Source organism: Piscinibacter defluvii (assembly GCF_004011805.1).
GTDB classification, from domain to species: Bacteria; Pseudomonadota; Gammaproteobacteria; order Burkholderiales; family Burkholderiaceae_C; genus Piscinibacter; species Piscinibacter defluvii.
On sequence record NZ_RCHJ01000003.1, the window covers coordinates 379,863 to 405,670 of the forward strand.

Here is a 25,808-nt window from a genome sequence, read left to right on the forward strand (position 1 = left end):
ATGGAATCGCGCCTGCGCCTGTTCACCTTCGCCTCGCCGGTGCGCTTCTACGGCCTCACCGGGGCGCTCTTGCCATGGCTCTGGCTGGCCTGCATCGGCCTGTCGATCGCCGGGCTCTACATCGGCTTCTTCGTCGCGCCGACCGACGCGACCCAGGGCGACTCGTACCGGATCATCTTCATCCACGTGCCGGCGGCCTGGATGTCGATGCTGCTGTACCTCGTGATGGCCTTCTGGGCCGCCATCGGCTGGGCCTTCAACGCCCGGCTGGCCTCGATGGTGGCGCGCGCGATCGCGCCGACCGGCGCGCTGTTCACCTTCCTGGCGCTGTGGACCGGCGCGCTGTGGGGCAAGCCGACCTGGGGCACCTGGTGGGTGTGGGATGCACGCCTGACCTCGGAACTCATCCTGCTGTTCCTGTATCTGGGCTTCATGGCCCTGGTCAACGCGATCGACGACACGCGCCGGGCCGACCAGGCCGGTGCCCTGCTGGCCATCGTCGGCGCGGTGAACGTGCCCATCATCTACTTCTCGGTGAAGTGGTGGAACACGCTGCACCAGGGGGCGACGATCAGCATGACCGCCGCACCGAAGATGGCGCACACCATGCTGACGGCGATGCTGCTGATGACCTTCGCGTTCTGGGCCTATGCCTTCGCGGTGGTGTTCATGCGCACCCGGGCCATCGTGCTGGAACGCGAACGCCACACGGAATGGGTCGGTGACCTGGTGCGTAGACAGGAAGCGACCGCATGAACTGGGGCAGTGCGAGCGAGTTCTTCGCAATGGGTGGTTACGGGCTCTATGTCTGGGGCTCGTACGCTGTATGTGCCGCGCTGATGCTGGCCGAGCCGCTTCTGGCGCGCCGGCGTCACGCACAGGCCCGCCGCGAGGCGGCTGAATCCGAAGAGGAATGACCGAATGAAACCCCGTCACAAGCGCCTGGCCATTGCCGGTGGTGTCGTCGTCGCCGTCGCGGCCATCGCCACGCTGGTGCTCAACGCCTTCCAGAGCAACCTGGTGTTCTTCTTCTCGCCCTCGCAGATCGCCTCCAACGAGGCGCCGGTCGGGCGCACCTTCCGCCTCGGCGGCATGGTGGAGGAGGGCAGCGTCAAGCGCGACGGCGTGAAGGTGAGCTTCGTCGTCACCGACACCGCCAAGACCGTGCCGGTGGTCTACGAAGGCATCCTGCCGGACCTGTTCAAGGAGGGCAAGGGCGTGGTCGCCCAGGGCCAGCTGCAGGGCGGGGTGTTCGTCGCCCGCGAGGTGCTCGCCAAGCACGACGAGAACTACATGCCGCCGGAGGCCGCCGAGGCCGTCAAGCGCGCCCAGCAGACCAACGAGAAGGTCGGCAAGAGCGTGGTCGGAGCGCAGCCATGATCCCCGAGCTGGGCCACCTCGCGCTCTGGCTGGCGCTGGGTGTCGCCCTGCTGCAGGGCACGCTGCCGCTGGCCGGCGCGCAGAAGGGACGCGCCGACTGGATGGTCCTGTCGCGCCCGCTCACGCTGGTGCTGTTCCTGCTCATCGCCGCCGCGTTCGCGGCGCTCACCGCCGCGTTCGTCAACAACGACTTCTCGGTGCTCTACGTGGCCCAGAACTCCAACTCGGCGCTGCCGCTGGCCTACCGCATCGCCGCGGTGTGGGGCGGCCACGAGGGCTCGCTGCTGCTGTGGGTGGCGATGCTGGCGGTCTGGCAGCTCGCGGTGGCGCGCTTCTCGCGCCACCTGCCGCTGCCGGTGATCGCGCGCATCCTCTCGGTGATGGGGCTGGTCAGCGCGGGCTTCCTGCTCTTCATGCTGCTCACCTCGAACCCGTTCGACCGGCTCTTCCCCGCCGCACCCGACGGGCGCGACCTGAACCCGCTGCTGCAGGACCCGGGCATGGTGATCCACCCGCCGATGCTCTACATGGGCTACGTCGGCTTCTCGGTGGCGTTCGCGTTTGCGGTGGCCGCGCTGATCGGCGGCAACCTCGACGCCACCTGGGCGCGCTGGAGCCGCCCCTGGACCACCTCGGCCTGGATCTTCCTGACCATCGGCATCGCGCTGGGCAGCTGGTGGGCCTATTACGAACTCGGCTGGGGCGGCTGGTGGTTCTGGGATCCGGTCGAGAACGCCTCCTTCATGCCCTGGCTGGTGGGCACCGCGCTGATCCACTCGCTGGCCGTCACCGAGAAACGCGGCAGCTTCAAGAACTGGACGGTGCTGCTGGCCATCATGGCCTTCTCGCTCTCGCTGCTGGGCACCTTCCTGGTCCGCTCGGGCGTGCTGAGCTCGGTGCACGCCTTCGCCACCGACCCGAAGCGCGGCCTGTTCATCCTCGGCTTCCTCGTCATCGTGATCGGCAGCTCGCTGGCGCTGTACGCCTGGCGGGCGCCCAAGGTCGGCCTGGGCGCGCGCTTCGCGCTGCTCTCGCGCGAGACCATGCTGCTGGTCAACAACGTGCTGCTGGTCGCCGCGATGGGCGCGGTGCTGCTGGGCACGCTCTACCCGCTGGTGCTCGACGCGCTCGGGCTGGGCAAGATCTCGGTCGGCCCGCCGTACTTCGACACCGTGTTCGTGCCGCTGATGGCGCCGCTGGTGTTCATGATGGGCGTGGGCCCGCTGGCGCGCTGGAAGCAGGCTGAGCTGCCCGACCTGTGGACACGCCTGCGCTGGGCGCTCGGCGTGGCCATCGTCGCGGCCATCGGCGTCGAGTGGGCCACCGGCGAGATCGGCCTGCTGGCCACGCTCGGCCTGGCGCTGGCGTTCTGGATCATCGCCTCGGTGGCCACCGACCTGCTGGAGCGCCTGCGCGGCGGCCACCCGCTCGAGCGCCTGAAGCTGCTGCCGCGCGCGCTGCTGGGCATGATGGTGGCGCACCTGGGCGTGGCGGCCTTCATCATCGGCGTGACCATGGTGCGCGGCCACGAGGTCGAGCGCGACGTGAAGATGGACAACGGCGACACCACCGAGGTGCGCGGCTACACCTTCACCTTCCGCGGCGTGCGCGAGGTCGAGGGGCCGAACTACGTTGCCGCGCAGGGCCTGGTGGAGGTCAGCCGCAACGGCCGCAAGCTGCTCGACATGAAGCCGGAGAAGCGTGTCTACCGCGTGCAGCAGAACCCGATGACCGAGGCCGACATCGACGCCGGCCTGACGCGCGACCTGTACGTCTCGCTCGGCGAGGCGGTGGGCAACGCCGGCGCCTGGATCGTGCGCATCTACGTCAAGCCCTTCGTCGACTGGATCTGGGGCGGCTGTTTCCTGATGGCGCTCGGCGGCCTGCTGGCGGCCAGCGACCGGCGCTACCGCGCCAAGGTGAAGGCGGGGCAGGGCGTGGCGGCCTCCGCGGGGGCGCAGGCTTGAAGGTCCTGAAGTTCCTGATCCCGCTCGGCATCTTCGTCGTGCTGGTGGGTTTCCTCGGCGTCGGCCTGAAGCTCGACCCGCGCGAGGTGCCCTCGCCGCTGATCGGCAAGCCCGCGCCGGCCTTCGAGCTGACGCGGCTCGACCAGCCCGAGCAGAAGATCCGCCGCGACGACCTGCTCGGCAAGGTCTGGGTGCTCAATGTCTGGGCCTCGTGGTGCGCGCCGTGCCGCGAGGAGCATCCGCTGGTGGTGGCCTTCGCGAAGAAGAAGCTCGCGCCGGTCTACGGCCTGAACTACAAGGACCAGCGCAACGCCGGCCTGGGCTTCCTGCGCCAGCTCGGCGACCCGTACGAGGCCTCGCTGTTCGACGCCGACGGGCGCGTGGGCATCGACTACGGCGTCTACGGCGTGCCGGAGACCTTCGTGGTCGACAAGCAGGGCATCATCCGCTTCAAGCACATCGGGCCGCTCAACCCGGACGTGCTGCGCGACAAGATCGAACCGCTGGTGAAGGAACTCAATGCGTAGCTGGAAGGGGCTTGCGGCGCTGGTGCTGCTGTGGCTGCTGCCGCTCGCGGCGCTGTCCAAGGAGGCCGCGCCGGCGGCCGAGGACCCCGTGCTCGAGGCGCGCGTGCTGCGCATCTCGGCCGAGCTGCGCTGCCTGGTCTGCCAGAACCAGACGATCGCCGACTCGCATGCCGACCTGGCCCAGGACCTGCGCCAGCAGGTGCGCGAGATGATCCGCCAGGGCAAGACCGACCCGCAGATCATCGCCTTCATGACCGAGCGCTACGGCGACTTCGTGCTCTACCGCCCACCGATGAAGTCGACCACCTGGCTGCTCTGGTTCGGCCCGGCGCTGCTGCTGGTCGGGGGCCTCGCGGTGCTGATCCTCGTGCTGCGCCGTCGCAGCAAGCTGCCGCCGGAGGCCTTCGAGCCCGACCTGGACGAGGCTGACGCCGAGCCCCAGGTCAAAGGGTGAGGCGCCAGCCCTCGACCAGGGCGCCGGGGGTGCTGATCGACATCAGCTGGCGTTCGTTGTAGGTGCCGCTTTCGGGAATCAGCTCGGCCTGGTCACCCAGCCCGAGCAGGCCCTCGCCGAACATGCGCAGGAACGAGTCGTCGAAGCGCATCACCGTCACCGGCGCCACCGGCCGGCCGTCTTCCACCCACAGGCAGGCGAAGCGTGTCAGGCCGGTCATGCGGCAGGCGAGGCGGTCCGAGTAGTTCAGGTACCAGAGGTTGCTCACGTACAGGCCGGTGCCGAGCGTGGCCAGCGGGTCTGACACGTTCAGCCGGCCCGGCGCCAGCGCCAGCGCCTCGGGCGTCTCGTTGGCATTCGCGCCGTTGGCCGGCAGGCCGTACTCCTGCGCCGAGCGGGCGCTGTTCAGCGTGTCCGTCGCCAGGCCGCGTTCGACCAGGCTGACCCGCGGCGGCCGCACGAAGCCCTCCGCGGTGAAGGCCGGCGCCAGCCCCTCGGCCAGGTTCTCGTCGAGCGAGAACTCCGGGCTCAGCACCGCGTCGCGGTGCGCCAGCCGCATCAGGCTGGAGGTGCCGGTGCGGCGCCCCCGTGCGCCCAGGCCGGCCCAGGCGACCGTGCCCAGCAGCTCGGCCATCGCGGCCGGTGCGAACCAGCTGCGGTAGGCGCCGGGCTCCAGGCGGCGCGGCGGCAGCGCGAGCAGCGGCAGCTGCGCCGCGCCGGCCGCGACGCGGCGGGCGAACTCGTCGCCGTCCCAGCGCGTGCCGGCGTAGAAGCTCTTGACCGCCTTGTCGGCCGACTGCACCAGGCACCAGTCGAAGTGGAAGGACTCGACCTGGTGCCAGTGGCGCGAGCCCAGGCTGTCGGCAAAGGCGCGCAGCATCGGCCCGCCGGCGTAGAAGCCGACGAAGTCCAGCCCGGCGGCGGCTTCGACGACGCGCCGCACCACCTCGCCGGCCTCCGGCAGGCGGCCAGGGTCGATGCGCTCGCTGCGCGCCGGCGCGTCGGGCAGCAGCAGGTGCGGGTCGTCGGCCACGTCGTCGAGCGCCGCCACGGCCAGCGCGCGCTCGCGCTGCAGCAGCGCGAGGTCGTGTGCCGGCCGGCCCGACAGCGTCACCCGCGCCTCGACGCGGCGCCGTCCGCGTACGACGGTCACGGTGGCGTGCGCCTGCTCGACGCCGGTGGCCTGGCGCACCTGGGCACCGTTGAAACGGATGAAGCTGGAGGCCTCGGCGTGCAGCAGCAGCAGGCAGCGGTCGAGGCCGCCGGTGGTGTGGCACACCGCATCGGCGAGCGCCTCGAACTCGGCTCGCCCGATCATTCCTCGCCTCCGAACACGGCGACGCCGGAGAACTTGCAGGCCGGCGCCGCGTGGCCCACGCGCAGCGTCTGCGAGGGTTCGCCCTTGCCGCAGAACGGCGTGCCCATCACCTCGAAGGTGGATTCGTCGCCCACCATCGCGAGCGAGCGCCAGAAGGTCGCGCTGATGCCGCGGTAGTTCGGGTTGCGCACCACCTCGGCGAGCCGGCCGTCGCGGATCACGCGGCCCCATTCGCAGCCGAACTGGAACTTGTTGCGCGAGTCGTCGATGCTCCACGAGAGGTTGGTGCGCATCATCACGCCCAGCTCGATGCTCGCGATCATCTCGTCGAGCGAGGAGCGGCCCGGCTCGATGTTCAGGTTGCTCATGCGGTCGATCGGCGCGCGGTTCCAGCCGCTCGAGCGCGCGGTGGCCACGCCCTGCAGATCCGGCCGGATGCGCCGCGCGCGCGCCAGCGAGACCGCGCCGCCCAGCGGCCGCTTCAGGATGCCGCGTTCGATCAGCAGCTCGCGGCGTGCCGGCTCGCCCTCGTCGTCGAAGCCGAAGCTGGCCAGCTGCTCGGGCCGCGACGGGTCGTAGCTCACGTTCAGCAGCTCGCTGCCGTAGGCGTAGTGGCCGAACATGTCGAGCGTGACGAAGCTGGTGCCGGCGAAGTTGCGCTCGTCGCCGAGGATGCGGTCGAGCTCGAGCGGGTGGCCGATCGACTCGTGGATCTGCAGCATCATCTGGTCGGGCATCAGCAGCACGTCCATCGTGCCGCTCGGGCATTGCGGCGCCATCGCCAGCGCCAGCGCGTCGGCGGCCACGCGCGGGCCGTCGCTGGCGAAGGCGGCGCGCTCGAGCACCTCCAGCCCGCCCTGCTGGCACCAGCCGTTGTACTGGCCGGCCGACGAGCGGGTCTGGGTCACGCCGTCGACATGCGCGGTGGCCTGGAGGTGCGGGATGGTCTGGCTCCAGCGCTGCTCGTTGCGCGCGCCGTCGCTGGTGATCAGCAGCTGCTCGGTCTCGCCCGAGCCGAGCGTGGCCTCCCAGTCGACGATGCGGGAGTCGGTGCGGATCGCCGCGCAGGCCGCGCGCACGACCTCCAGCCGCTCGCGCAGCGGCAGCGAAGCGACCGGGCGCTCGACGCGGCCGGCATAGCCGCCGCGCGAACGCACCGCGGGCAGCTCGGCCGGGTCGAACACCATGTGCCCGGCCGCCGCCTGCGCCAGCCGCCGCGCCCGCTCGAAGGCCTGCGCCAGGCCGGCCTCGCTCAGGTCGGCGGTGGCCGCGTGGCCGAGGCCGCCGGCATGCGCCACGCTGACCATCACGCCTTCGTCCAGGCCGCGCTGCGGCGCCTCGGGCACGTCCTGGCGGACGATCAGTTGTTCGGTCCGCTCCCGCACCGCGCGCAGCGACCAGCGCTCGACGTCGGGGGCCACGCGGGCGGTGAGGGTCTCGAGCTGGTCGAACATCGTCCGGGGCGCGTACTGCTTCGATGCGCCCCAGTGTAAGCGCGACGCCGCTCAGGCCACGATGCGGCGCTCGGTCCTCGCGTCGAAGACGTGGGCATCCCGCGCCTGCCACTGCAGGTGCACCGTCTCGCCCACCTGCTGGTGCACCTTGCCGGGCACGCGCGCCATCATCTTGCCCATCGGCGTGTCCACCAGCACGTAGGTCTCCGGGCCCGTGGGCTCGACCAGGCTGATGGTGCCGGGCAGGCCCTGGTCGGCGAAGGACACCGCCTCGGGCCGCAGTCCGTAGAGGATGCCGTCCGCGTGAGCGCTGCCGACGATGCCGCGCTGCTCGTCGGTCAGCGCGAGCTCGATGCCGTGCGAGGCGAAGCCGTTGGCCGCGCGCTGGCCGGTCACGATGTTCATCGCCGGGGAGCCGATGAACTCGGCCACGAAGCGGGTCGCCGGGCGGCTGTAGATGTCGTCGGGCGAGCCGAGCTGCTCGATCACGCCGCCCTTCATCACCGCGATGTGGTCGCCCAGCGTCATGGCCTCGATCTGGTCGTGCGTCACGTAGACCGTGGTCACCTGCGCCTTGTTGTGCAGGTGCTTGATCTCGGCGCGCATCTCGACGCGCAGCTTGGCGTCGAGGTTGGACAGCGGTTCGTCGAACAGGAACAGCGTCGGGTCGCGCGCCAGCGCCCGGCCCATCGCGACGCGCTGGCGCTGGCCGCCGGAGAGCTGCCCCGGCTTGCGGTCCAGCAGGTGCTCGATCTGCAGCATCTTCGAGACCCGCGCGATGGCCGCCTCGCGCTCGGCCTTGGGCACATTGCGCATCTCCAGGCCGAAGGCGATGTTCTGCGCCACGTTCATGTTCGGGTAGAGCGCGTAGCTCTGGAACACCATCGCGATGTCGCGGTCCTTGGGCAGCGCGTGCGTGACGTCACGCCCGCCGATGTGCACCTGGCCGGAGGTCGGCTTGTCGAGCCCGGCGATGATGTTCAGCAAGGTGCTCTTGCCGCAGCCCGAGGGGCCGACCAGGATCAGGAAGTCGCCCGCCTCGACCTCGATGTCGATGCCCTTGAGGATGTCGACGCTGCCGAAGCTGCGCCGCACGTTGCGGATGGAAAGTGCGCCCATGATGTTCAGCCTTTCACGGCGCCGGCAGTCAGCCCGCGCACGAAGTACTTGCCTGCGACGATGTAGACGATCAGGGTCGGCAGGCCGGCGATCATCGCGGCGGCCATGTCGACGTTGTATTCCTTCACCGAGCTCGTGGTGTTGGCCAGGTTGTTCAGGCCGACGGTCACCGGCTTGCTGCCGGCGCCCGAGAACACGATGCCGTAGAGGAAGTCGTTCCAGATGTTGGTGAACTGCCAGATCAGCGTGACCACCGTGATCGGCGTCGAGAGCGGCAGGATGATGCGCCAGAAGATGCGCCAGAAGCCCGCGCCGTCGAGCATCGCCGCCTTCACGAGTTCGTCCGGCAGGCCGACGTAGTAGTTGCGGAAGAACAGCGTCGTCGACGCGAGGCCCGCGATCACGTGCACCAGCACCAGGCCCCACACCGAGCTGGCGATGCCCAGCCAGCCGAGCACCTGGCTCATCGGCAGCAGCACCACCTGCATCGGCATGAAGACGCCGAACAGCATCAGCGCGAAGATCACCTCGCTGCCGGTGAAGCGCCACTTCGACAGCACGTAGCCGTTCAGCGCGCCCAGCAGCGTGGAGATCAGCACCGCCGGGATCACCATGATCACCGAGTTCATGAAGAAGGGCTTCAGGCCGCCGCAGTCCACGCCGGTGCAGGCGTGGCTCCAGGCCTTGGACCAGGCGTCGAAGCTCGGCGCGGTGGGCAGCGAGAGCAGGTTGCCGTTGCGGATCTGCTCCATGTCCTTCAGCGAGGTCGTGAGCATCACGTACATCGGCAGCAGGTAGAACACCGCGAACAGCAGCAGCACCGACCACATGGCGATGCGGCCCCAGTCGATGGCGGGCGGGCGGGAGACGGCGATGCTGCTCATTTCCTGGTCCTCAGTTCGGAGTAGAGGTAGGGCACGACGATCGCCGCGACGGTGGCCAGCATGATCGTGGCCGAGGCCGCGCCCAGGCCGATCTGGCCGCGCGAGAACGACATCGTGTACATGAAGGTGGCGGGCAGATCGGTCGCGAAGCCCGGGCCGCCGGCGGTCAGCGCCATCACCAGGTCGAAGCTCTTGATCGCCAGGTGCGCCAGCACCATCAGCGTCGAGAAGAACACCGGGCGCAGGCTGGGGATGATGATGCGCCAGTAGATGCGCGGCAGGCTCGCGCCGTCGATCTGCGCGGCCTTGAGGATCGAGTCGTCGATGCCGCGCAGGCCCGCGAGGAACAGCGCCATCACGAAGCCCGAGCTCTGCCACACGCCGGCGATCACGATGGTGTAGATCGCGCGGTCGGGGTTGATCAGCCAGTCGAAGCCGAAGCTCGTCCAGCCCCAGTCGTGCATCACCTTCTCCAGGCCGAGGCCGGGGTTGAGGATCCACTTCCAGGCCGTGCCGGTGACGATGAAGCTCAGCGCCATCGGGTACAGGTAGACGGTGCGCAGCGCGCCCTCGGCCCGGATCTTCTGGTCCAGCAGGATGGCCAGCAGCAGGCCGATGGCCATGCCGAGGAAGATGAACAGCCCGCCGAAGATGGCCAGGTTCTTCAGCGCCACCCACCAGCGCTCGCTCTCGAACAGCGTGACGTACTGGTCGAAGCCGACGAACTCGTAGTTGGGCAGCAGGCGCGAGGCGGACAGCGACAGGTAGCCGTTCCAGGCCATCAGCCCGTAGATGAACAGGAACGAGATCACGAAGGAGGGTGCCAGCACGAGCCTGGGCATCCACTCCGAGAGGCGGGCGGCGGCGGACACGGACGAGGCCGTGCGTCCACCGCCCGCGGCGGCAGCGGGAGCGTTCATGGTCGAACCCCGGTGAAGAGAGGGACAGGGCGGGGCGGCGGAGCGCCCCGCCCGGGGCGCGCACAGGTGGTGCGCGGGACGCGGCTTACTTGTTCTTCGCCGCGGCGACGAGCTTGTCCATGGCCGCAGCCGCGGTCATCTTGTCGTCGTTCCAGAACTGCGAGACCACGTCCTTCATCGCGCCTTCGGCGGCGGAGGGCACCGCCATGCCGTGGGCGATCGAGGGCACCAGCGCGCCGGCCTTGTCGCTGGCCACGAAGTCGGCCGCCGAGGTCTTGGCGCAGTCGTCGAACTTGTCCAGCTTCATGCCCAGGCGCACCGGGATCGAGCCCTTGTTCAGGTTGAACACCTCCTGGAACTCGGGCGACATGATGGCCGCGGCCAGGTCCTGCTGGGCCTTCTGGTTGCCGGCGTCCTTGAGCTGGAACAGCGCGAAGCTGTCGACGTTGTAGGTGAAGGCCTTGGCCGTGCCCGGCGCGGCGACGCAGGCGAAGTCCTTGCCCGGCGCCTTGCCCGCGGCGATGAACTCGCCCTTGGCCCAGTCGCCCATCAGCTGCATGCCGGCCTCGCCCTTGATCACCATCGCGGTGGCCAGGTTCCAGTCGCGGCCGGGGGCGTTCTTGTCGGTGTAGCCCTTCACCTTCTTGAAGGTCTCGAGCACCTTCTGCATGGTCGGGCTCTTCAGCGTGCCCGCGTCGAGCTGCACCAGCGCCTTCTTGTAGAAGTCCGCCCCGCCCACGCCGAGCGCGACGCTCTCGAAGGTGGTGAAGTCCTGCCAGTTCTGCCCGCCATGCGCGACCGGGATCACGCCGGCCTTCTTCAGCGCTTCCGCGGCGACGAAGAACTCGTCCCAGGTGGTCGGCAGCTTGGCGCCGGCCTTCTGGAACACCGCCGGGTTGGCCCACAGCCAGTTGACGCGGTGCACGTTCACCGGCGCGGCGACGTAGTTGCCCTTGTACTTCAGGCCGTCGGCGACGACCTTGGGCAGCAGCTCGTCCCACTTCTCGGCCTTGGCGACGCTGTCCATGTTGGCCAGCACGCCTTCGCGCGCCCACTCCTGGATCGACGGGCCCTTGATCTGCGCCGCGGCCGGGGCGTTGCCCGAGACCACGCGCGACTTCAGCACCGTCATGGCCGCGTCACCGCCGCCGCCGGCCACCGCGAAGTCCTTCCACGAGTGGCCCTTCTTCTGCATCGTGGCCTTCAGCTCGGCGGCGGCCTTGGCCTCGCCGCCGGACGTCCACCAGTGCAGCACCTCCACTTCGCCCGCGTGGGCCAGCGTCGCGCCGAGCAGGCCGGCCGCAGCCAGCGAGAGGGAAATGCGCTTCATTGCCATGCGTGTCTCCTAGGGAACCAGGGTTGATTTAGAAAACGTTCAGCTTGTTGAATCAAGCCGGGGCGAATGTTAAGAAGGCGTTAAAGTTACGGCAAGGTTTCATGCCCAGGGACTTTCCCTAGGCAGTGACAAACCCTCCGCGGCGCACCGGCCCGGGCCATGCTGCGCGAGCCCGGCGTGCGTGGCGTTGCGGCTGCTCAGTTGGAGGACGAACCCGCCAGCGGCAGGCGCAGCAGCACGCGCAGCCCGCGCGGTGCATTGCCTTCGAGGGTCACGCTGCCGGCGTGGCGCTCGGCGATCTCGCGCACGATGGCCAGGCCGAGGCCGCAACCGTCGCCGGCATTGGTGGCGCGGGCGAAGCGCTGGAACACCCGCTCGCGATCGGCCGGCGCGATGCCGGGGCCGTCGTCCTCGACCTCGACCTGCGCCTGGCCGGCGAGCGCGCGCACGCGCACCGTGACGTTGGCGCCGCGGCCGGCGTAGCGCAGCGCGTTGTCGATCAGGTTCACCAGCGCCTCGCGCAGCAGCAGGGCATTGCCGAGCACGAACAACGGGGCACCGACCTGATCCTCGAAACCGAGGTCGATGCCGGCCTGGCGCGCACGCGGCACCAGCTCGGCGGCAGGCTCGGCTGCCAGCTTCACCAGGTCGACGCGGGCATGCCCCTGGGCGAGCCCCGATTCGGGCTCGGCGCGCGCCAGCGTCAGCAGCTGGTTGACCAGGTGGGCGCTGCGCGTGGCGCTGTCGTGCACCCGCTGCAGCCGGGCCTTGAGCGCCGGGTCGCTGGCCTCGGCCAGCGCCAGCTCGGTCTGGCTCTTCAGGCCGGCCAGCGGGGTGCGCAGCTGGTGTGCCGCGTCGCTGACGAAGCGGCGCTGGCTGCTGACGCTCTGGTGCACGGTGCCCAGCAGCGTGTTGATCGCCTTGGCCAGCGCGTGGACCTCGCGCGGCGCGGCCTCCAGCTCGAGCGGCGCGAGGTCGTTCGGCGCGCGGTCCTCCACCAGCGCGCGCATGCGCGCCAGCGGCGCCAGGCCGGCGCGGATGCCGGCCCAGACGATCATCGACATCAGCGCCACCAGCACCGACAGCGGCAGCGCGGTGTCCAGCAGGATGCGCCGGGCGAGCTGCTCGCGGCTGGCCCGGCCGCGTGCGATCTGCACCAGCATCAGCTGCGGCTGGTCCACCTCGCCGTAGCGAAGGTACTGGGCCGCCACGCGCACCGGCATCTCCTGGCCGGCCTCGGTCATGGTGCCGTTGTAGAAGTAGGGCTGGCCCAGGCGCGGCGAGGCGATCTCCGGCGGGGGCGGCAGCTTGCGGTTGCCGAGGATGAACTGGCCCGGCGGCGTGCTGACGGTGTAGTAGATGCGGTCGTCGGGGTCGGCCTCGAGGATGTCCTGCGCGGCGCGCGGGAAGTCGATCAGCAGCCCGTTGCCGATCGGCTTGATCTGGCGTGCGAGCGCCTTGGAGGCGGTGTACTGCGCCGCATCGATCACCTGATCGGCATAGCGCTGCGCGAGGTTGTAGGTGACGAAGGCGGCCGCGGCCCACAGCACCAGCTGCGGCAGCAGCAGCCACAGCAGCAGGTGGCGGTGCAGCGAGCGGCTGCCCGGGTGCAGGCCGGGCACGCGCCCCCACCACGAGCGTGTCATTCCGCCTCGAGCAGGTAACCGAGGCCGCGCACGGTGCGGATCGCCAGCCCGGAGCCTTCCAGCTTGCGGCGCACGCGGTGGATGTAGACCTCGAGCGAGCCGCCGCCGGACTCGCTGCGGTCCACCGCCCAGGCCTGGTGGACCTGGTCCTTGGTGACCACCTTGTCGCGCTGGGCGAGCAGCAGGTCCAGCAGCATCCACTCGCGCGGCGAGAGCTCGACCGGCGTGCCGCCGACCGTGACGCGGCGCGCCTCGCGGTCGAACACCAGCCGGCCGGCTTGCAGCGCCGCCGGTGCCGCGCCGCGCGTGCGGCGCAGCAGGGCGCGGATGCGGGCCTCGAGCTCGGGAAAGTCGAAGGGCTTGGTCAGGTAGTCGTCGGCACCGGCGTTCAGCCCGGCGACGCGGTGCTCCAGGCCGTCGAGCGCGGTCAGCACCAGCATGGGCAGGTCGGGCTTGGCGGCGCGCACCCGCTTGAGCACGGTCAGGCCGTCGACCATCGGCAGGCCGAGGTCGAGCACGCCGAGGTCGAAGGGCTGGCGCAGCAGCAGGTACTCGGCCACCGCGCCGTTGTCGGCCACCTCGACCTCGAAGCCAGCCTGGCGCAATTGGGCCCCCAGCGCGTCGGCCAGCGTGGCGTCGTCTTCGGCGAGCAGCAGCTTCATCCCGAGAAGCTTAACGGATTAACGCCGTGTTAACACCGGGGCATGCCGCGATCGGCCGGTGCGACACTCGCGGCATGCATCCCCACGCCGCCCTGATCGAGCGCTTCTATGCCGCCTTCGCCCGCCGCGACGCCGAGGGCATGGCCGCCTGCTACCACCCGGAGGTCCGCTTCAGCGACGAGGTGTTCGACCTGCAGGGGCGCGCCGCCGGCGACATGTGGCGCATGCTGTGCGCCAACGGCCGTGACCTGCGCATCGAGGCCAGCGCCGTCGCCGCCGACGAGCGCGAAGGCCGGGCCCACTGGGATGCGCACTACACCTTCAGCGCCACCGGGCGCAAGGTGCTCAACCGCATCGACGCGCGCTTCGAGTTCCGCGACGGCCTGATCGTGCGGCACGTGGACCGTTTCGATTTCTGGGCCTGGTCGCGCCAGGCGCTGGGCGCCCCGGGCTGGCTGCTCGGCTGGACGCCGCTGCTGCGCGGCAAGGTGCGCGCGCGCGCCGCGCGCAGCCTGGCAGCCTTCCAGGCGGCCGCTGCCAGCCGCGCCTGAGTGCGGGCCACGCGCCCGCTCAGCACTCGACGATGTTGACCGCGAGACCGCCGCGCGCGGTCTCCTTGTACTTGGTCATCATGTCCGCGCCGGTCTCGCGCATGGTCTTGATGACCTTGTCGAGGCTCACGTGGTGGCTGCCGTCGCCGCGCAGCGCCATGCGCGCCGCGTTGATCGCCTTGACCGCGGCGATCGCGTTGCGCTCGATGCACGGGATCTGCACCAGCCCGCCGACCGGGTCGCAGGTCAGGCCGAGGTGGTGCTCCATGCCGATCTCGGCCGCGTTCTCGGCCTGCGCCGGCGTGCCGCCGAGCACGGCGCACAGCGCGCCGGCGGCCATCGAGCAGGCCACGCCCACCTCGCCCTGGCAGCCGACCTCGGCGCCGCTGATGCTGGCGTTCTCCTTGTAGAGGATGCCGATGGCCGCGGCGGTGAGCAGGAAGTCGATCACGCCGCGGTCAGAGGCCCCGGGCACGAAGCGGGCGTAGTAGTGCAGCACGGCCGGCACGATGCCGGCGGCGCCGTTGGTCGGCGCGGTGACCACCCGGCCGCCGGCGGCGTTCTCCTCGTTGACGGCCAGCGCGTACAAGTTGACCCAGTCGAGCACCTGCAGCGGGTCACGCAGTGCGGCCTCCGGGTTGCTGCACAGCTGCCGGTGCAGGTCGGCCGCACGCCGGCGCACCTTGAAGCCGCCGGGCAGCGTGCCGCCCGTGCGGCAGCCGCGCTGCACGCAGGCCTGCATCACCGACCAGATGTTGAGCAGGCCGGCGTCGATCTCGGCGTCGCTGCGCCAGTGTCGCTCGTTGCGGCGCATCAGCTCGGCGATCGAGCAGCCCTCGCGTGCCGTCAGCGCGAGCAGTTCCTCGCCGGTGCGGAACGGGAACGGCAGCACCGTCGCATCCGGCGCGACGGCCTTCTGGCGCGTGCCGTCGGCCGCCACCTCGTCGCTGACGACGAAGCCGCCGCCCACCGAGTAGTAGGTGCGGTCGGCCAGCGGCGTGCCCGCGGCGTCGAAGGCCTCGAAGCGCAGTCCGTTGGCGTGGAAGGGCAGGGTCTCGCGGCGCAGGAACAGCAGGTCGGTCTTCTCGCGCAGCGCGATGCGGTGCGTGCCCAGCAGCGCGACGGACGCCTCGGTGCGGATGGCCTGGAGCAGCGCGGGAATGGCCTCCACGTCGACCGTGTCCGGTTCGTGGCCGGCCAGGCCGAGCAGCACCGCCTTGTCGCTGCCATGCCCCTTGCCGGTGGCGCCCAGCGAGCCGTACAAGCGCGCGACGACGCGTGCCGTGCGCGCCAGCTGGCCCTCGTGCTGCAGGCGCAGCGCGAACAGCCGCGCCGCACGCATCGGCCCGACCGTGTGCGAGCTCGACGGACCGATCCCGATCTTGAACAGGTCGAAGACCGAGACGGCCATACAACGGGGCTTAAGCGAAGTCGGAGATCGGCGGGCAGGAGCAGAACAGGTTGCGGTCGCCCCAGACGTTGTCGACCCGGCCCACCGGCGACCAGTACTTCGCCTTCTTCAGGCTCGCCACCGGATACGCGGCCTGCTCACGCGTGTAGGCGTGCGACCAGTCCGCCGCCAGCAGCGCGGCCGCGGTGTGCGGCGCGTTGACCAGCGGGTTGTCGTCCTTCGGCCAGGCGCCGGACTCCACCTGCGCGATCTCGCCGCGGATCGCGATCATCGCGTCGCAGAAGCGGTCGAGCTCGGCGCGCGACTCGCTCTCGGTCGGCTCGACCATCAGCGTGCCGGCCACCGGGAAGCTCAGCGTCGGCGCGTGGAAGCCGTAGTCGATCAGGCGCTTGGCCACGTCCTCGGCGCTGACGCCGCTGCTGTCCTTCAGCGGGCGCAGGTCGAGAATGCACTCGTGCGCCACGCCGCCGCCCTTGATGCCGGCGATCTCGCCGCTGAAGTGGATGTCGTAGTGGTCTGCCAGGCGCGCGGCCACGTAGTTGGCGTTCAGGATCGCGGTCTCGGTGGCCAGGCGCAGGCCGGGTTCGCCCATCATGCGGATGTACATCCACGAGATCGGCAGCACTGCGGCGTTGCCCAGCGGCGCGGCCGAGACGGCGCCGACCGCTGACTCGGGCCGCAGCCCGGCGCTTGCATGGCCGGGCAGGAAGGGCACCAGGTCCTCCACGACGCACACCGGACCGACGCCCGGACCGCCGCCGCCGTGCGGGATGCAGAAGGTCTTGTGCAGGTTCAGGTGACTCACGTCGCCGCCGAACTCGCCCGGCGCCGCGATGCCGACCAGCGCGTTCATGTTCGCGCCGTCCACGTAGACTCGCCCGCCGAACGAATGCACCAGCGCGCACAGCTCCTTCACGCGCGCCTCGAACACGCCGTAGGTGGAGGGGTAGGTGATCATCACGCAGGCGAGCTGATCGCGGTGCTGCTCGCACCTGGCGCGCAGGTCGTCGAGGTCGACGTTGCCGAGCGCATCGCACTTCACCACCACCACCTTCAGGCCGACCATCTGCGCGCTGGCCGGGTTGGTGCCGTGCGCCGATTCCGGGATCAGGCAGATGTCGCGCTGCGCCTGCCCGCGCGACGCGTGCCAGGCGCGGATCGCGAGCAGCCCCGCGTACTCGCCCTGCGAGCCGGCGTTGGGCTGCAGGCTGATGCCGGCGTAGCCGGTGGCCTGCGTGAGCCAGCCGCGCAGCTGCGCGTCGAGTTCGGCATAACCGGCGAGCTGCTCGGCCGGCGCGAACGGGTGCAGGTTCGCGAACTCGGGCCAGGTGACGGGAATCATCTCGCTCGTGGCATTCAGCTTCATCGTGCACGAGCCGAGCGGGATCATGCTGCGGTCCAGCGCCAGGTCCTTGTCGGACAGGCTGCGCAGGTAGCGCAGCATCTCGGTCTCGCTGCGGTAGCGCTGGAACACGGGGTGCGTCAGGAAGCGGCTGCTGCGCGCCAGCGCGGCCGGCAGGCGCGAGGCCAGTCCCTTCTCGAAGGGCGCGAACTCGGGCAGCGGCCGGCCCTCGGCGCCCGCCGCGAACAGCGACCAGAGCAGGCGCAGGTCGTCGCGCGTCGTGGTCTCGTCCAGCGTGATGCCGACGCTCGTGGCCGAGGCGCGGCGCAGGTTGCAGCCGGCCGCGCGGGCGGCCTGCAGCAGCGCCTCGGTGGCGGCGCCGGTGGCCACCGTCACGGTGTCGAAGGTCGCCGCATCCACGACCGCCGCGCCGAGCTGCTTCAGCCCGGCGGCCAGGATCGCGGTGTAGCTCGCCACCCGGCGCGCGATGCGCGTCAGCCCCTCGGGCCCGTGGTAGACGGCGTACATGCTCGCCACCACCGCCGGCAGCACCTGCGCCGTGCAGATGTTGGAAGTGGCCTTCTCGCGCCGGATGTGCTGCTCGCGGGTCTGCAGCGCCAGGCGGTAGGCCGGCGCGCCGTGGCTGTCGACGCTGACGCCGACCAGCCGGCCGGGCATCTGGCGCTTGAACTCGTCGCGCGTGGCCAGGTAGGCCGCATGCGGGCCGCCGTTGCACATCGGCATGCCGAAGCGCTGCGTGCTGCCGCAGACGATGTCGGCGCCGCATTCGCCGGGCGGCACCAGCAGGGTGAGCGCCAGCAGGTCGGCCGCGACGATGGCCAGCGCGCCGCGTGCGTGCACCGCGTCGATGACGGGCTTGAGGTCGCGCACCACGCCGTCCACGCCGGGGTACTGCAGCAGCACCGCGAAGGCGTCGGCGCGGCCGGCGGCCTCGGCCGGGCCGGTGGCCACGTCGATGCCCAGCGGCCGCGCACGCGTGCGCAGCACCTCCAGCGTCTGCGGCAGCACGTCGTCGGCCACGTAGAGCGTGGTGGACCTGCTCTTGCCCACGCGCAGCGCCAGCGTCATCGCCTCGGCGGCGGCGGTGGCCTCGTCGAGCATCGACGAGCCGGCGATGGCCATGCCGGTCAGGTCGCACACCATGGTCTGGAAGTTGACCAGCGCCTCCATGCGGCCCTGCGAGATCTCGGCCTGGTAGGGCGTGTAGGCGGTGTACCAGGCCGGGTTCTCGAGCACGTTGCGCAGGATGACGCCCGGCGTGTGCGTGCCGTGGTACCCCTGGCCGATGAAGCTCTTCAGCACCCGGTTCTTCGCCGCGATCGCACGCAGCTCGGCCAGCGCCTGCGCCTCGCCGACCGGCGCGGGCAGCGCCATCGGCGCCGGGCGGGCGATCGCCGCCGGCACGATGGCCTCGATCAGCGCGGCGCGCGAGGCGGCGCCGATCGCGGACAACATCGGCGCCTCGTCGTCGGCGGCGATGCCGACATGGCGCGCGGCGAACTCCGCCGGGTTCTCGAGTTCGTGCAGCGGCACGTGCGTGGACATCAGCATGGACCTTCCCTGGTGTGCGTTGGCGGCGCCCTTCAGGCGCTCTTGAGCAGCTTGTCGTAGGCCGGGCCGTCCATCAGCTGGTCGAACTCGGCCATGCCGGCCTCGGAGATGTGGACCTTGAAGAACCAGCCGTTGCCCAGCGGGTCGCTGTTGGCCAGCGACGGGTCGGCACGCAGCGCCTCGTTGACCTCGACGATCTCGCCGGTGACCGGCATGAACAGGTCGGCCGCGGCCTTGACCGACTCGACGACGCCGGCCACCTCGCCCTTCTTGAAGGTGCGCCCGACTTCCGGCAGGTCGACGAAGACCACGTCGCCCAGCGCGTCCTGCGCGTGGTGCGTGATGCCGACGGTGGCGGCTTCGTGGTCCTCGATGTTGATCCACTCGTGGTCGGGCGTGTACATCGTCGTCATCGGCGTTCTCCTTGTTCGTGGATGGTGGGGCGGCTCAGCCGCGGAAGTAGCGGTGGGGCGCGAACGGCATCGCCGTCACGCGCATCGGTTGCGGCTTGCCGCGCACGTCGGCGTAGACCTCGTGGCTGGCCAGGGCATGGTTGGCGGCCAGGTAGGCCATCGCGATCGGCTTGCCGACGGTGGGGCCGATGGTGCCGCTGGTGACGTGGCCGAGCTTGTGGCCGTGGGCATCGTGGATCAGCGCGCCTTCGCGCACCGGCATCCTCTCCAGGCCGACCAGGCCGACGCGCTTGATCGTCGGGCCCGTGGCGAGCTGGCCGTCGATCACCGCGGCGCCGGGGTAGCCGCCGGCGCGCTCCCCGCCGGCGCGGCGCACCTTCTGGATCGCCCAGGTCAGGCCGGCCTCGACCGGGGTGGTCTTTGCGTCGATGTCGTGGCCGTACAGGCACAGGCCGGCCTCCAGGCGCAGCGTGTCGCGTGCGCCCAGGCCGGCGGGCTTGACCTCGGGCTGGGCGAGCAGCGCCTTGGCCACCGCCACCGCACCCTCGGCCGGCATCGAGATCTCGTAGCCGTCCTCGCCGGTGTAGCCGGAACGCGTGGCGAAGCACGGTACGCCCGCGATGCTGGCCTCGCCGCCGGTCATGAAGACGAGCCGGCCGAGCTCCGGCGCCAGGCGCGCCAGCACCGCCGCGGCCTGCGGGCCCTGCAGCGCGAGCAGCGCGCGCTCGGGCAGGGGCTGCACCGTGCAGCGGTGGCCGATGTTCGTCTGCAGCAGCGCGATGTCGGCGGCCTTGCAGGCCGCGTTGACGATCAGCAGCCAGTCGCTCGCGCGCCGCGTGATCATCAGGTCGTCGAGGATGCCGCCGGCGGAGTTGGTGAAGAAGGCATAACGCTGACGTCCGGGGGCCAGCCCGATCACGTCGACTGGCACGAGCGACTCGAGCGCGGCCGCCGCGCCGTCGCCGGCCAGGCGCACCTGGCCCATGTGGGAGACGTCGAACAGCGCTGCCGCCTCGCGGCCCTGGCGGTGCTCGGCGAGCACGCCGGTCGGGTAGCTCACCGGCATCTCGTAGCCGGCGAAGGGCACCATCTTGGCGCCGAGCTCGCGGTGCAGGGCGTGCAGCGGGGTCTGGAGCAGGGTCGTGTCGGACATATTCGCCTCCTTCGGGCGCATGCTGCGAGGGCCTCGGGCCGCCGAGGCAGCATGAAGCTGCATCGACGGTGGCCCTCCCTGTCCGCTTTACCTGAGAGATTGGCGGCGTCCGGATCCCGGCGCACCGCTTGCCCCTTCGGTGGGTCCGCTCGCAGGCGGACCTCTCTCCAGTGAGGAACGGCGCGTGTCGCCACGTGCCGCGTGCCAGTCCTTTTGCCTGAGCGTTCGGCCCACCCTCGCGGACGGACACTGCGCCTTCGGCGGCTCCACGTGGAAGCTCTCTCCTGGCCGCGGCAGTGTAGCAGCCGCGGGCCGGGATAATCCGCGCCATGACGGCAGAGGACGAGTGGTTGCAGGTCGAGTCGCTCGACCTGGAAGGGCAGGGCGTGGCGCACGACACGCAGGGCAAGGTGGTGTTCGTCGACGGCGCGCTGCCGGGCGAGCAGGTGCGGGTGCGCGTCACCAAGCGCAAGAACAGCTGGGAGCGCGCCGAGGTTGTTGAGCGCCGGCACGAGAGCTCGCAGCGCGTGGTGCCGCGCTGCGCCTGGTTCGGCCACTGCGGCGGCTGCCGCATGCAGCACCTGCACGTGTCCGCGCAGGTGGCGGTGAAGCAGCGCGCGCTGGAGGATGCCTTGTGGCACCTCGGCAAGGTCCGGCCCGAGCGGGTGCTGCGGCCGATCGAGGGGCCGGCCTGGGGCTACCGCTACCGCGCCCGGCTGTCGGTGCGCTGGGTGGCGAAGAAGGGCACGGTGCTGGTGGGCTTCCACGAGCGCCAGTCGAGCTACGTGGCCGACATGCGCAGCTGCGAGGTGCTGCCGCCGCACCTGAGCGCGCTGCTGCTGCCGCTGCGCGAGCTGATCGGCGCGATGGCGCAGCGCGACCGGCTGCCGCAGATCGAGGTGGCCGTCGGCGACACGGTCACGGCCCTGGTGCTGCGCCACCTCGAGCCGCTCGGCGCCGACGACCTGGCGCGCCTGCGTGCCTTCGCGGCGGCGCATCGCGTGCAGTGGTGGCTGCAGCCCAAGGGGCCGGACTCGGTCCATCCGCTGGACGACGACGGCCCGGCACTCGCCTACACGCTGCCCGAGTACGGCATCGCCATGCCGTTTCGGCCGACCGACTTCACTCAGGTCAATCACCAGGTCAACACCACGCTGGTGTCGCGTGCGCTGCGCCTGCTCGAACCGGGCCCGGGCGAGCGGGTGATCGACTGGTTCTGCGGCCTGGGCAACTTCACGCTGCCGCTGGCCACGCGCTGCCGCGAGGTGCTGGGCCTGGAGGGCAGCGAGTCGCTGGTCCAGCGCTCGCGCGAGAACGCGGCGCGCAACGGCCTGGACGCGAAGACCTCGTTCGCGGCCCGCAACCTGTTCGAGCTGACGCCGGACGACCTGAGCGCCTTCGGCTCGGCCGACCGCTGGCTGGTCGACCCGCCGCGCGAGGGGGCGTTCGCGCTGGCCAAGGCGCTGGCCGACCTGCACGGTGCGCCGCGCGCGGGCTGGGCGCCGCCGCAGCGCATCGTCTACGTCAGCTGCAACCCGGCCACGCTGGCGCGCGACGCGGGGCTGCTGGTGCACCAGGCGGGTTACCGCTGCACGGCCGCCGGGGCGGTGAACATGTTCCCGCACACCGCGCACGTCGAAAGCATTGCGGTCTTCGACCGCGCCTAGGGCGGCCATGACGCAGCCAGTGACCCTCCCGCTCTGGCTGTTCGTCCTGCTCGTCGTGCTCGCCGCGCTCGCGGCGCTGCAGTGGCTGCTGCTGCCCGGGCTGCGCTGGGTGGTGCGGCGCAGCGTGCGGCGGGTGCTGGACGAGATCCAGCTGCGCCTGGCGATCGAGCTGCCGCCGTTCAAGCTGACGCGCCGCCGCGCGCTGATCGACCGGCTCGAGAGCGACCCGCGCGTGCTGGCGGCCGCCGAGCAGCACGCCCAGTCCAGCGGCGAGACGACCGACCGGGTGGCGCGCCGTGTGCACGAGTACGCGCAGGAAATCGTGCCGGCCTTCAACGCCTACGTGTACTTCCGGGTCGGCTACTGGCTGGCCAAGACATTCGCCCGCTCGATCTACCGCGTGCGCCTCGGCCATGCGGACCAGCAGGCGCTGGCGGCGATCAACCCGAAGTCCACCGTGGTGTTCGTGATGAACCACCGCAGCAACATGGACTACGTGCTGGTCTCCTTCCTCGCGGCCGAGAAGGTGGCGCTGAGCTACGCGGTGGGGGAATGGGCGCGCGTCTGGCCGCTGCAGGGACTGATCCGGGCGATGGGCGCGTACTTCGTGCGGCGCAACTCGGGCGACGCGCTGTACCGCATGGTTCTCCAGCGCTACGTTCAGATGGCCACCGAGGGCGGCGTGCCGCAGGCCATGTACCCGGAAGGCGGATTGAGCGTCGACGGCCGGCTGCGCGAGCCGCGTCTGGGCCTGCTCGACTACATGCTCAAGGGCTTCTCGCCCGACGCCGAGCGCGACCTGGTCTTCATTCCGGTGGGCATCAACTACGACCGCGTGATCGAGGACCGCTCGCTGCTGCGCAAGCTCGACGCCACGCCGGCGCCGGCCAGCCTGTGGCACACGCTGGGGGTGACGACCCGCTTCGTCGCGCGCCAGGCGCTGGGCATGCTGACCGGGCAGCGCTACCGCTTCGGTTATGCCTGCGTCAACTTCGGCCGGCCGATCTCGATGCGCGACTGGGCACGGGACGAGCGGATCGACTTCCGCACGCTGCCCGACGAGGCCCGCCGCGCCGCCGTCGCGCAGGTCGGCCGGCGGCTCATGGACGCCATCGGATCGGTGGTGCCGGTGCTGCCGGTGCCGCTGGTCGCGCAGGTGCTGCTGCGCGAGCCGCGGCGCAGCCTGTCGCCGCTGGAGCTGAAGGCGGCGGTGCATGCGGCGATGCTGGCGGTCGAGCGCGCCGGCGGGCATGTCTACGTGCCGCGCGGCGACCGCGACTACGCCATCGACGTCGGCCTGCGCATGCTGGCGCTGCGCCGGCTCGTGCTCGAGGAGGACGGCCTGCTGAGGCCGAATCCGGGCGAGACGCGGGTGCTGGCCTACTACGCGAACTCCATCTCCCACCTGTCGGCGGTGGACGGGGTGTTATCTAGCTGATGACCCAAACCGCCTTCCCGGGGCGGTCTGAGCCCAGGATTTTGGGCTTTGGAGCTGGAATCAGTGCCTACGCGAGGGTACCCGTCCGTGGTTGGCTCCGACAAGTCGAGCGGCCCTGACGACCCTATGGCCGCGGCACTGGCCGTGCTCTCGGTCCGCGAGAAGGGGCTGGACCGCTTCTTGGGCGCTACCCTGGCCTTTGCGTCGCCCGCTGAGCGGGCCGGGTATCGGCAGGTGCTCCAATCGGGGTTCAACGAGCTTGAGGCCCTGCTACAGGCAGATGGGCTGCTGTGATGGACTTCCACTGCCACCTGGACCTCTACCCTGGGGCAAGGGAGGTCTATCGCGAAGCGGCCAAGCGCAATGAGTTCACTTGGTTGGTGACCACAAGCCCAAAGGCGTTCGCAGCCACGTCGCGTGCGCTGGAGCCTTCGCCGACGGTGCTCATCACGCCGGGGCTGCATCCGGAAATTGCACACGAGCGCGCAGCAGAGCTGAACTTGCTGTTGGAGCAGATTGCCGGGGCGAAGGCAGTTGGTGAGGTTGGTCTGGATGGGTCCCCGCGGTTCAAGGCTCACTACGACGTCCAGCGTCGCATCTTCAGCGCGGTCATCCAGCGCTGTTCCGAGTTGGGCGGCCGCACGCTCAGCATTCACTCCAGACGTGCGGTCAGGGATGTACTGGCCGAGTTGGAAGAGCGCCCGAACTTTGGGACGGCGGTCTTGCATTGGTTCTCGGGTACCACAGCTGAGTTGAAGGCGGCTGCGGCTCTCGGGTGCTGGTTCAGCATCGGGCCTGCGATGTTCGACTCCGCAAATGGCAGAGCGTTAGCCGCCGCAATGCCCCGCGACCGAGTCGTGCCGGAGAGCGACGGCCCCTTTGCGAAGATTGCAGGCAAGCCAGTGATGCCTTGGAGCGGGAGGCAGACCGCCGAGCGGCTGGCGCCTCTGTGGCGTCTATCAACCGAGGAGGCAGCTGGTGCGCTCGCTCAAAACGGGCGCGCGCTTCTCAACCTCATGGGGCGATAGCGGCAGGGCGTTTGAAGCGCTTGCCGAAGTCGCGCCTAATTCCTCAGACGCGGACATCCCCAGTCGACCTAAGTCCTTGATTTCAAAGGCTTTGGGTCATCAGCTCGATAACACCCGGTGGACGCAAAAACGGGGCCCGAAGGCCCCGTCTGAATGCGTCGGCCGACGACTTACTCGCTGCTGCCGCCGATGCCGAACAGGGCCAGCAGGGCCTGGAACACGTTGTAGATGCTCAGGTAGACGCCCAGCGTGGCGCTGATGTAGTTCGTCTCGTAGCCGTCGCGCACGCGCTTCAGGTCGTACAGGATGAACGCCGAGAAGATGCCGGTCACCAGCACCGACAGCGTGATCATCAGCGCGCCCGACTGGATGAAGAAGTTCGCGATGCCGGCCACCAGCACCATCAGGGCGCCGACGAACAGCCACTTGCCCATCGCCGACAGGTCGCGCTTGATCACCGTGGACAGCGCCGCCATGCCGAGGAAGATCACCCCGGTGCTGGCGAACGCCATCATGATCAGCGTGGCGCCGTTGGCCAGGCCGAGCACGGCGCCGACCAGGCGGGCGAGCATCAGGCCCATGAAGAAGGTGAAGGCCAGCAGCACCGGCACGCCGGCGGCCGAGTTCTTGGTCTTCTCGATCGCGAACATGAAGCCGAACGCGCCGACCAGGAACACGACCAGCCCGATGCCCGGCGACATGGCGCGGGCCAGGCCCGTCGAGACGCCGATCCAGGCGCCCAGCACCGTCGGAACCATCGACAGGGCGAGCAGCCAGTAGGTGTTGCGCAACACACGATTGCGCTGTTCCACCGAGACGCCGGCACCGGCGTAACCGGTGTAGGCAGCTTGCAGGCTCTGGGACATGAAACCTCCGTTGGGATTGATACGGCCTGTGACCGACGAACAAAATTCTAGTTCCCTCGCACAGGCGACCGCCGGCCAAAGCCCTGCGGTCCGTGGCAATTTGGGACCTCGGGGCCGAAATGCAAGCCGGCAGTGCGGCTTCTGCGGCGGTAGAGTTCCGGCATGAACAGCAAACCCGTGCTCGCGCTCGACGATGTCAAGCGCATTGCCGCCGCGGCCGAGGCCGAGGCGCTGAAGAATCAGTGGGCGGTCAGCATCGCCATCGTCGACGACGGTGGCCACCTCTTGTGGCTGCAGCGCCTGGACGGCGCCGCGCCGGTGTCGGCGCACATCGCCCCCGGCAAGGCGCGCACCTCGGCGCTGGGCCGGCGCGAGAGCCGCGTCTACGAGGAGATGATCAACCAGGGCCGCACCTCCTTCCTCAGCGCGCCGGGCCTGGAGGCGCTGCTGGAAGGCGGCGTGCCGATCCTGGTCGACGGGCACTGCATCGGCGCGGTGGGGGTCAGCGGGGTGAAGTCGAGCGAGGACGCGCAGATCGCCAAGGCGGGCATCGCCGCCCTCGGCTGAACATCCGGGTTGTCCCCGGCCGGTCGATGGCCGCGGGCTATAATTCCGCGGTTTACCTTCACCCACGCCGCCCAGCGCTTTCCCGCTGCAATCCGACGGATCTTCCTCGGCACTCAACGCCGGTCGACGAGCC

Annotated in this window: 25 protein-coding genes and 2 riboswitches; of the genes, 12 read left to right on the forward strand and 13 right to left on the reverse strand. The window is 70.4% G+C overall.

The genetic code is table 11. The annotated features are described in order from the left end of the window. Genes ccmC through D9C15_RS11315 form a run of 6 tightly spaced genes read left to right on the forward strand, consistent with a single transcriptional unit; the run spans window position 1 to window position 4,328 of the window. Entirely contained in the window at window positions 1-756 is a 756-nt protein-coding gene (ccmC, locus tag D9C15_RS11290; protein ID WP_127997541.1) for a heme ABC transporter permease CcmC, read from the forward strand. After that, window positions 753-917, forward strand: a complete 165-nt coding sequence (gene ccmD, locus D9C15_RS11295; RefSeq protein WP_127997542.1) for a heme exporter protein CcmD — start codon at window positions 753-755, stop codon at window positions 915-917. Before ccmC ends, ccmD begins: the two co-directional genes overlap by 4 nt. A 4-nt stretch (window positions 918-921) precedes the next feature. After that, on the forward strand, window positions 922-1,380 hold the full coding sequence (gene ccmE, locus D9C15_RS11300; RefSeq protein WP_127997543.1) for a cytochrome c maturation protein CcmE: 459 nt from the start codon (window positions 922-924) through the stop codon (window positions 1,378-1,380). Beyond that, window positions 1,377-3,347, forward strand: a complete 1,971-nt coding sequence (locus D9C15_RS11305; RefSeq protein WP_127997544.1) for a heme lyase CcmF/NrfE family subunit — start codon at window positions 1,377-1,379, stop codon at window positions 3,345-3,347. Before ccmE ends, D9C15_RS11305 begins: the two co-directional genes overlap by 4 nt. Beyond that, window positions 3,344-3,874 carry a DsbE family thiol:disulfide interchange protein gene (locus D9C15_RS11310; RefSeq protein WP_127997545.1) on the forward strand — a complete coding sequence of 177 codons (531 nt, stop codon included), beginning with the start codon at window positions 3,344-3,346 and terminating at the stop codon, window positions 3,872-3,874. Before D9C15_RS11305 ends, D9C15_RS11310 begins: the two co-directional genes overlap by 4 nt. Next, entirely contained in the window at window positions 3,867-4,328 is a 462-nt protein-coding gene (locus D9C15_RS11315; protein WP_127997546.1) for a cytochrome c-type biogenesis protein, read from the forward strand. The genes D9C15_RS11310 and D9C15_RS11315 overlap by 8 nt, the downstream gene beginning before the upstream one ends. On the opposite strand, the gene D9C15_RS11320 is transcribed toward D9C15_RS11315, so the two are convergent. The 8 genes from D9C15_RS11320 to D9C15_RS11355 all read right to left on the reverse strand — a co-directional run bounded on the left by D9C15_RS11320 (window position 4,318) and on the right by D9C15_RS11355 (window position 13,667). Further along, window positions 4,318-5,646, reverse strand: coding sequence for a metallopeptidase TldD-related protein (locus D9C15_RS11320; protein WP_127997547.1), 1,329 nt, complete (start codon window positions 5,644-5,646; stop codon window positions 4,318-4,320). The genes D9C15_RS11315 and D9C15_RS11320 overlap by 11 nt on opposite strands. After that, window positions 5,643-7,100, reverse strand: a complete 1,458-nt coding sequence (locus D9C15_RS11325) for a TldD/PmbA family protein (protein WP_127997548.1) — start codon at window positions 7,098-7,100, stop codon at window positions 5,643-5,645. The genes D9C15_RS11320 and D9C15_RS11325 overlap by 4 nt, the downstream gene beginning before the upstream one ends. A gap of 51 nt (window positions 7,101-7,151) precedes the next feature. Beyond that, window positions 7,152-8,219 (reverse strand): ABC transporter ATP-binding protein, encoded by a 1,068-nt coding sequence (locus D9C15_RS11330; protein WP_127997549.1) that lies wholly within the window; start codon window positions 8,217-8,219, stop codon window positions 7,152-7,154. A gap of 5 nt (window positions 8,220-8,224) precedes the next feature. Beyond that, a complete protein-coding gene (locus tag D9C15_RS11335) occupies window positions 8,225-9,049 on the reverse strand; it encodes a carbohydrate ABC transporter permease (RefSeq protein WP_127997813.1) in 825 nt (274 codons plus the stop codon). A gap of 50 nt (window positions 9,050-9,099) precedes the next feature. Beyond that, entirely contained in the window at window positions 9,100-9,945 is an 846-nt protein-coding gene (locus D9C15_RS11340) for a carbohydrate ABC transporter permease (RefSeq protein WP_240668394.1), read from the reverse strand. Between the two features lie 163 nt (window positions 9,946-10,108). Continuing rightward, window positions 10,109-11,353 (reverse strand): ABC transporter substrate-binding protein, encoded by a 1,245-nt coding sequence (locus D9C15_RS11345; RefSeq protein ID WP_127997814.1) that lies wholly within the window; start codon window positions 11,351-11,353, stop codon window positions 10,109-10,111. A gap of 203 nt (window positions 11,354-11,556) precedes the next feature. After that, a complete protein-coding gene (locus tag D9C15_RS11350) occupies window positions 11,557-13,005 on the reverse strand; it encodes a sensor histidine kinase (protein ID WP_127997551.1) in 1,449 nt (482 codons plus the stop codon). Next, entirely contained in the window at window positions 13,002-13,667 is a 666-nt protein-coding gene (locus D9C15_RS11355) for a response regulator transcription factor (RefSeq protein WP_127997552.1), read from the reverse strand. The genes D9C15_RS11350 and D9C15_RS11355 overlap by 4 nt, the downstream gene beginning before the upstream one ends. A gap of 74 nt (window positions 13,668-13,741) precedes the next feature. Between D9C15_RS11355 and D9C15_RS11360 the strand changes: the two genes are divergently transcribed. After that, entirely contained in the window at window positions 13,742-14,218 is a 477-nt protein-coding gene (locus D9C15_RS11360) for a nuclear transport factor 2 family protein (RefSeq protein ID WP_127997553.1), read from the forward strand. Between the two features lie 19 nt (window positions 14,219-14,237). Here the strand turns inward: D9C15_RS11360 and D9C15_RS11365 are convergent, their stop codons facing one another. From D9C15_RS11365 to gcvT, 4 genes are read right to left on the reverse strand one after another with little or no spacing between them, the layout of a single operon-like run. After that, window positions 14,238-15,629, reverse strand: a complete 1,392-nt coding sequence (locus tag D9C15_RS11365) for an L-serine ammonia-lyase (protein WP_127997554.1) — start codon at window positions 15,627-15,629, stop codon at window positions 14,238-14,240. A gap of 10 nt (window positions 15,630-15,639) precedes the next feature. Further along, window positions 15,640-18,543 carry an aminomethyl-transferring glycine dehydrogenase gene (gene gcvP / locus D9C15_RS11370; protein ID WP_127997555.1) on the reverse strand — a complete coding sequence of 968 codons (2,904 nt, stop codon included), beginning with the start codon at window positions 18,541-18,543 and terminating at the stop codon, window positions 15,640-15,642. A 32-nt stretch (window positions 18,544-18,575) separates the two neighbouring features. Continuing rightward, window positions 18,576-18,956, reverse strand: coding sequence for a glycine cleavage system protein GcvH (gcvH, locus tag D9C15_RS11375; protein WP_127997556.1), 381 nt, complete (start codon window positions 18,954-18,956; stop codon window positions 18,576-18,578). Window positions 18,957-18,990: 34 nt separating this feature from the next. Then, a complete protein-coding gene (gcvT, locus tag D9C15_RS11380) occupies window positions 18,991-20,109 on the reverse strand; it encodes a glycine cleavage system aminomethyltransferase GcvT (protein WP_127997557.1) in 1,119 nt (372 codons plus the stop codon). A 68-nt stretch (window positions 20,110-20,177) separates the two neighbouring features. Then, window positions 20,178-20,290, reverse strand: a riboswitch (glycine riboswitch). Window positions 20,291-20,303: 13 nt separating this feature from the next. Continuing rightward, window positions 20,304-20,406, reverse strand: a riboswitch (glycine riboswitch). Window positions 20,407-20,438: 32 nt separating this feature from the next. On the opposite strand from gcvT, the gene rlmD reads away from it, so the two are divergent. The 4 genes from rlmD to qatD all read left to right on the forward strand — a co-directional run bounded on the left by rlmD (window position 20,439) and on the right by qatD (window position 24,242). Next, window positions 20,439-21,776, forward strand: a complete 1,338-nt coding sequence (rlmD, locus tag D9C15_RS11385; protein ID WP_127997558.1) for a 23S rRNA (uracil(1939)-C(5))-methyltransferase RlmD — start codon at window positions 20,439-20,441, stop codon at window positions 21,774-21,776. A gap of 19 nt (window positions 21,777-21,795) precedes the next feature. Continuing rightward, window positions 21,796-23,214 carry a 1-acyl-sn-glycerol-3-phosphate acyltransferase gene (locus D9C15_RS11390; protein WP_205854777.1) on the forward strand — a complete coding sequence of 473 codons (1,419 nt, stop codon included), beginning with the start codon at window positions 21,796-21,798 and terminating at the stop codon, window positions 23,212-23,214. Window positions 23,215-23,340: 126 nt separating this feature from the next. Continuing rightward, complete coding sequence (locus tag D9C15_RS33380) at window positions 23,341-23,508, forward strand: hypothetical protein (RefSeq protein WP_164886709.1); 168 nt, start codon at window positions 23,341-23,343, stop codon at window positions 23,506-23,508. Continuing rightward, complete coding sequence (qatD, locus tag D9C15_RS11395; protein WP_127997560.1) at window positions 23,508-24,242, forward strand: Qat anti-phage system TatD family nuclease QatD; 735 nt, start codon at window positions 23,508-23,510, stop codon at window positions 24,240-24,242. The genes D9C15_RS33380 and qatD overlap by 1 nt, the downstream gene beginning before the upstream one ends. 170 nt (window positions 24,243-24,412) lie before the next feature. Here qatD and D9C15_RS11400 read toward each other — a convergent pair whose 3' ends face one another. After that, entirely contained in the window at window positions 24,413-25,108 is a 696-nt protein-coding gene (locus tag D9C15_RS11400; RefSeq protein ID WP_127997561.1) for a Bax inhibitor-1 family protein, read from the reverse strand. Window positions 25,109-25,270: 162 nt separating this feature from the next. Here D9C15_RS11400 and D9C15_RS11405 point away from each other — a divergent pair, with 162 nt between their 5' ends. Beyond that, complete coding sequence (locus D9C15_RS11405; RefSeq protein WP_127997562.1) at window positions 25,271-25,675, forward strand: GlcG/HbpS family heme-binding protein; 405 nt, start codon at window positions 25,271-25,273, stop codon at window positions 25,673-25,675. Window positions 25,676-25,808 lie beyond the last annotated feature (133 nt).

Coding starts and splice junctions, on each gene's coding strand:
- ccmD (WP_127997542.1), top strand. CDS start 753: ATGAACTGGGGCAGTGCGAGCGAGTTCTTCGCAATGGGTGGTTACGGG.
- D9C15_RS11340 (WP_240668394.1), bottom strand. CDS start 9,945: ATGCCCAGGCTCGTGCTGGCACCCTCCTTCGTGATCTCGTTCCTGTTC.
- gcvT (WP_127997557.1), bottom strand. CDS start 20,109: ATGTCCGACACGACCCTGCTCCAGACCCCGCTGCACGCCCTGCACCGC.
- D9C15_RS11365 (WP_127997554.1), bottom strand. CDS start 15,629: ATGGCCGTCTCGGTCTTCGACCTGTTCAAGATCGGGATCGGTCCGTCG.
- D9C15_RS11350 (WP_127997551.1), bottom strand. CDS start 13,005: ATGACACGCTCGTGGTGGGGGCGCGTGCCCGGCCTGCACCCGGGCAGC.
- rlmD (WP_127997558.1), top strand. CDS start 20,439: ATGACGGCAGAGGACGAGTGGTTGCAGGTCGAGTCGCTCGACCTGGAA.
- D9C15_RS11360 (WP_127997553.1), top strand. CDS start 13,742: ATGCATCCCCACGCCGCCCTGATCGAGCGCTTCTATGCCGCCTTCGCC.
- D9C15_RS11355 (WP_127997552.1), bottom strand. CDS start 13,667: ATGAAGCTGCTGCTCGCCGAAGACGACGCCACGCTGGCCGACGCGCTG.
- ccmC (WP_127997541.1), top strand. CDS start 1: ATGGAATCGCGCCTGCGCCTGTTCACCTTCGCCTCGCCGGTGCGCTTC.
- D9C15_RS11405 (WP_127997562.1), top strand. CDS start 25,271: ATGAACAGCAAACCCGTGCTCGCGCTCGACGATGTCAAGCGCATTGCC.
- D9C15_RS11320 (WP_127997547.1), bottom strand. CDS start 5,646: ATGATCGGGCGAGCCGAGTTCGAGGCGCTCGCCGATGCGGTGTGCCAC.
- gcvP (WP_127997555.1), bottom strand. CDS start 18,543: ATGCTGATGTCCACGCACGTGCCGCTGCACGAACTCGAGAACCCGGCG.
- D9C15_RS11345 (WP_127997814.1), bottom strand. CDS start 11,353: ATGAAGCGCATTTCCCTCTCGCTGGCTGCGGCCGGCCTGCTCGGCGCG.
- D9C15_RS11400 (WP_127997561.1), bottom strand. CDS start 25,108: ATGTCCCAGAGCCTGCAAGCTGCCTACACCGGTTACGCCGGTGCCGGC.
- D9C15_RS11335 (WP_127997813.1), bottom strand. CDS start 9,049: ATGTGGTCGGTGCTGCTGCTGTTCGCGGTGTTCTACCTGCTGCCGATG.
- gcvH (WP_127997556.1), bottom strand. CDS start 18,956: ATGACGACGATGTACACGCCCGACCACGAGTGGATCAACATCGAGGAC.
- D9C15_RS11330 (WP_127997549.1), bottom strand. CDS start 8,219: ATGGGCGCACTTTCCATCCGCAACGTGCGGCGCAGCTTCGGCAGCGTC.
- D9C15_RS11315 (WP_127997546.1), top strand. CDS start 3,867: ATGCGTAGCTGGAAGGGGCTTGCGGCGCTGGTGCTGCTGTGGCTGCTG.
- D9C15_RS33380 (WP_164886709.1), top strand. CDS start 23,341: ATGGCCGCGGCACTGGCCGTGCTCTCGGTCCGCGAGAAGGGGCTGGAC.
- qatD (WP_127997560.1), top strand. CDS start 23,508: ATGGACTTCCACTGCCACCTGGACCTCTACCCTGGGGCAAGGGAGGTC.
- D9C15_RS11305 (WP_127997544.1), top strand. CDS start 1,377: ATGATCCCCGAGCTGGGCCACCTCGCGCTCTGGCTGGCGCTGGGTGTC.
- D9C15_RS11325 (WP_127997548.1), bottom strand. CDS start 7,100: ATGTTCGACCAGCTCGAGACCCTCACCGCCCGCGTGGCCCCCGACGTC.
- ccmE (WP_127997543.1), top strand. CDS start 922: ATGAAACCCCGTCACAAGCGCCTGGCCATTGCCGGTGGTGTCGTCGTC.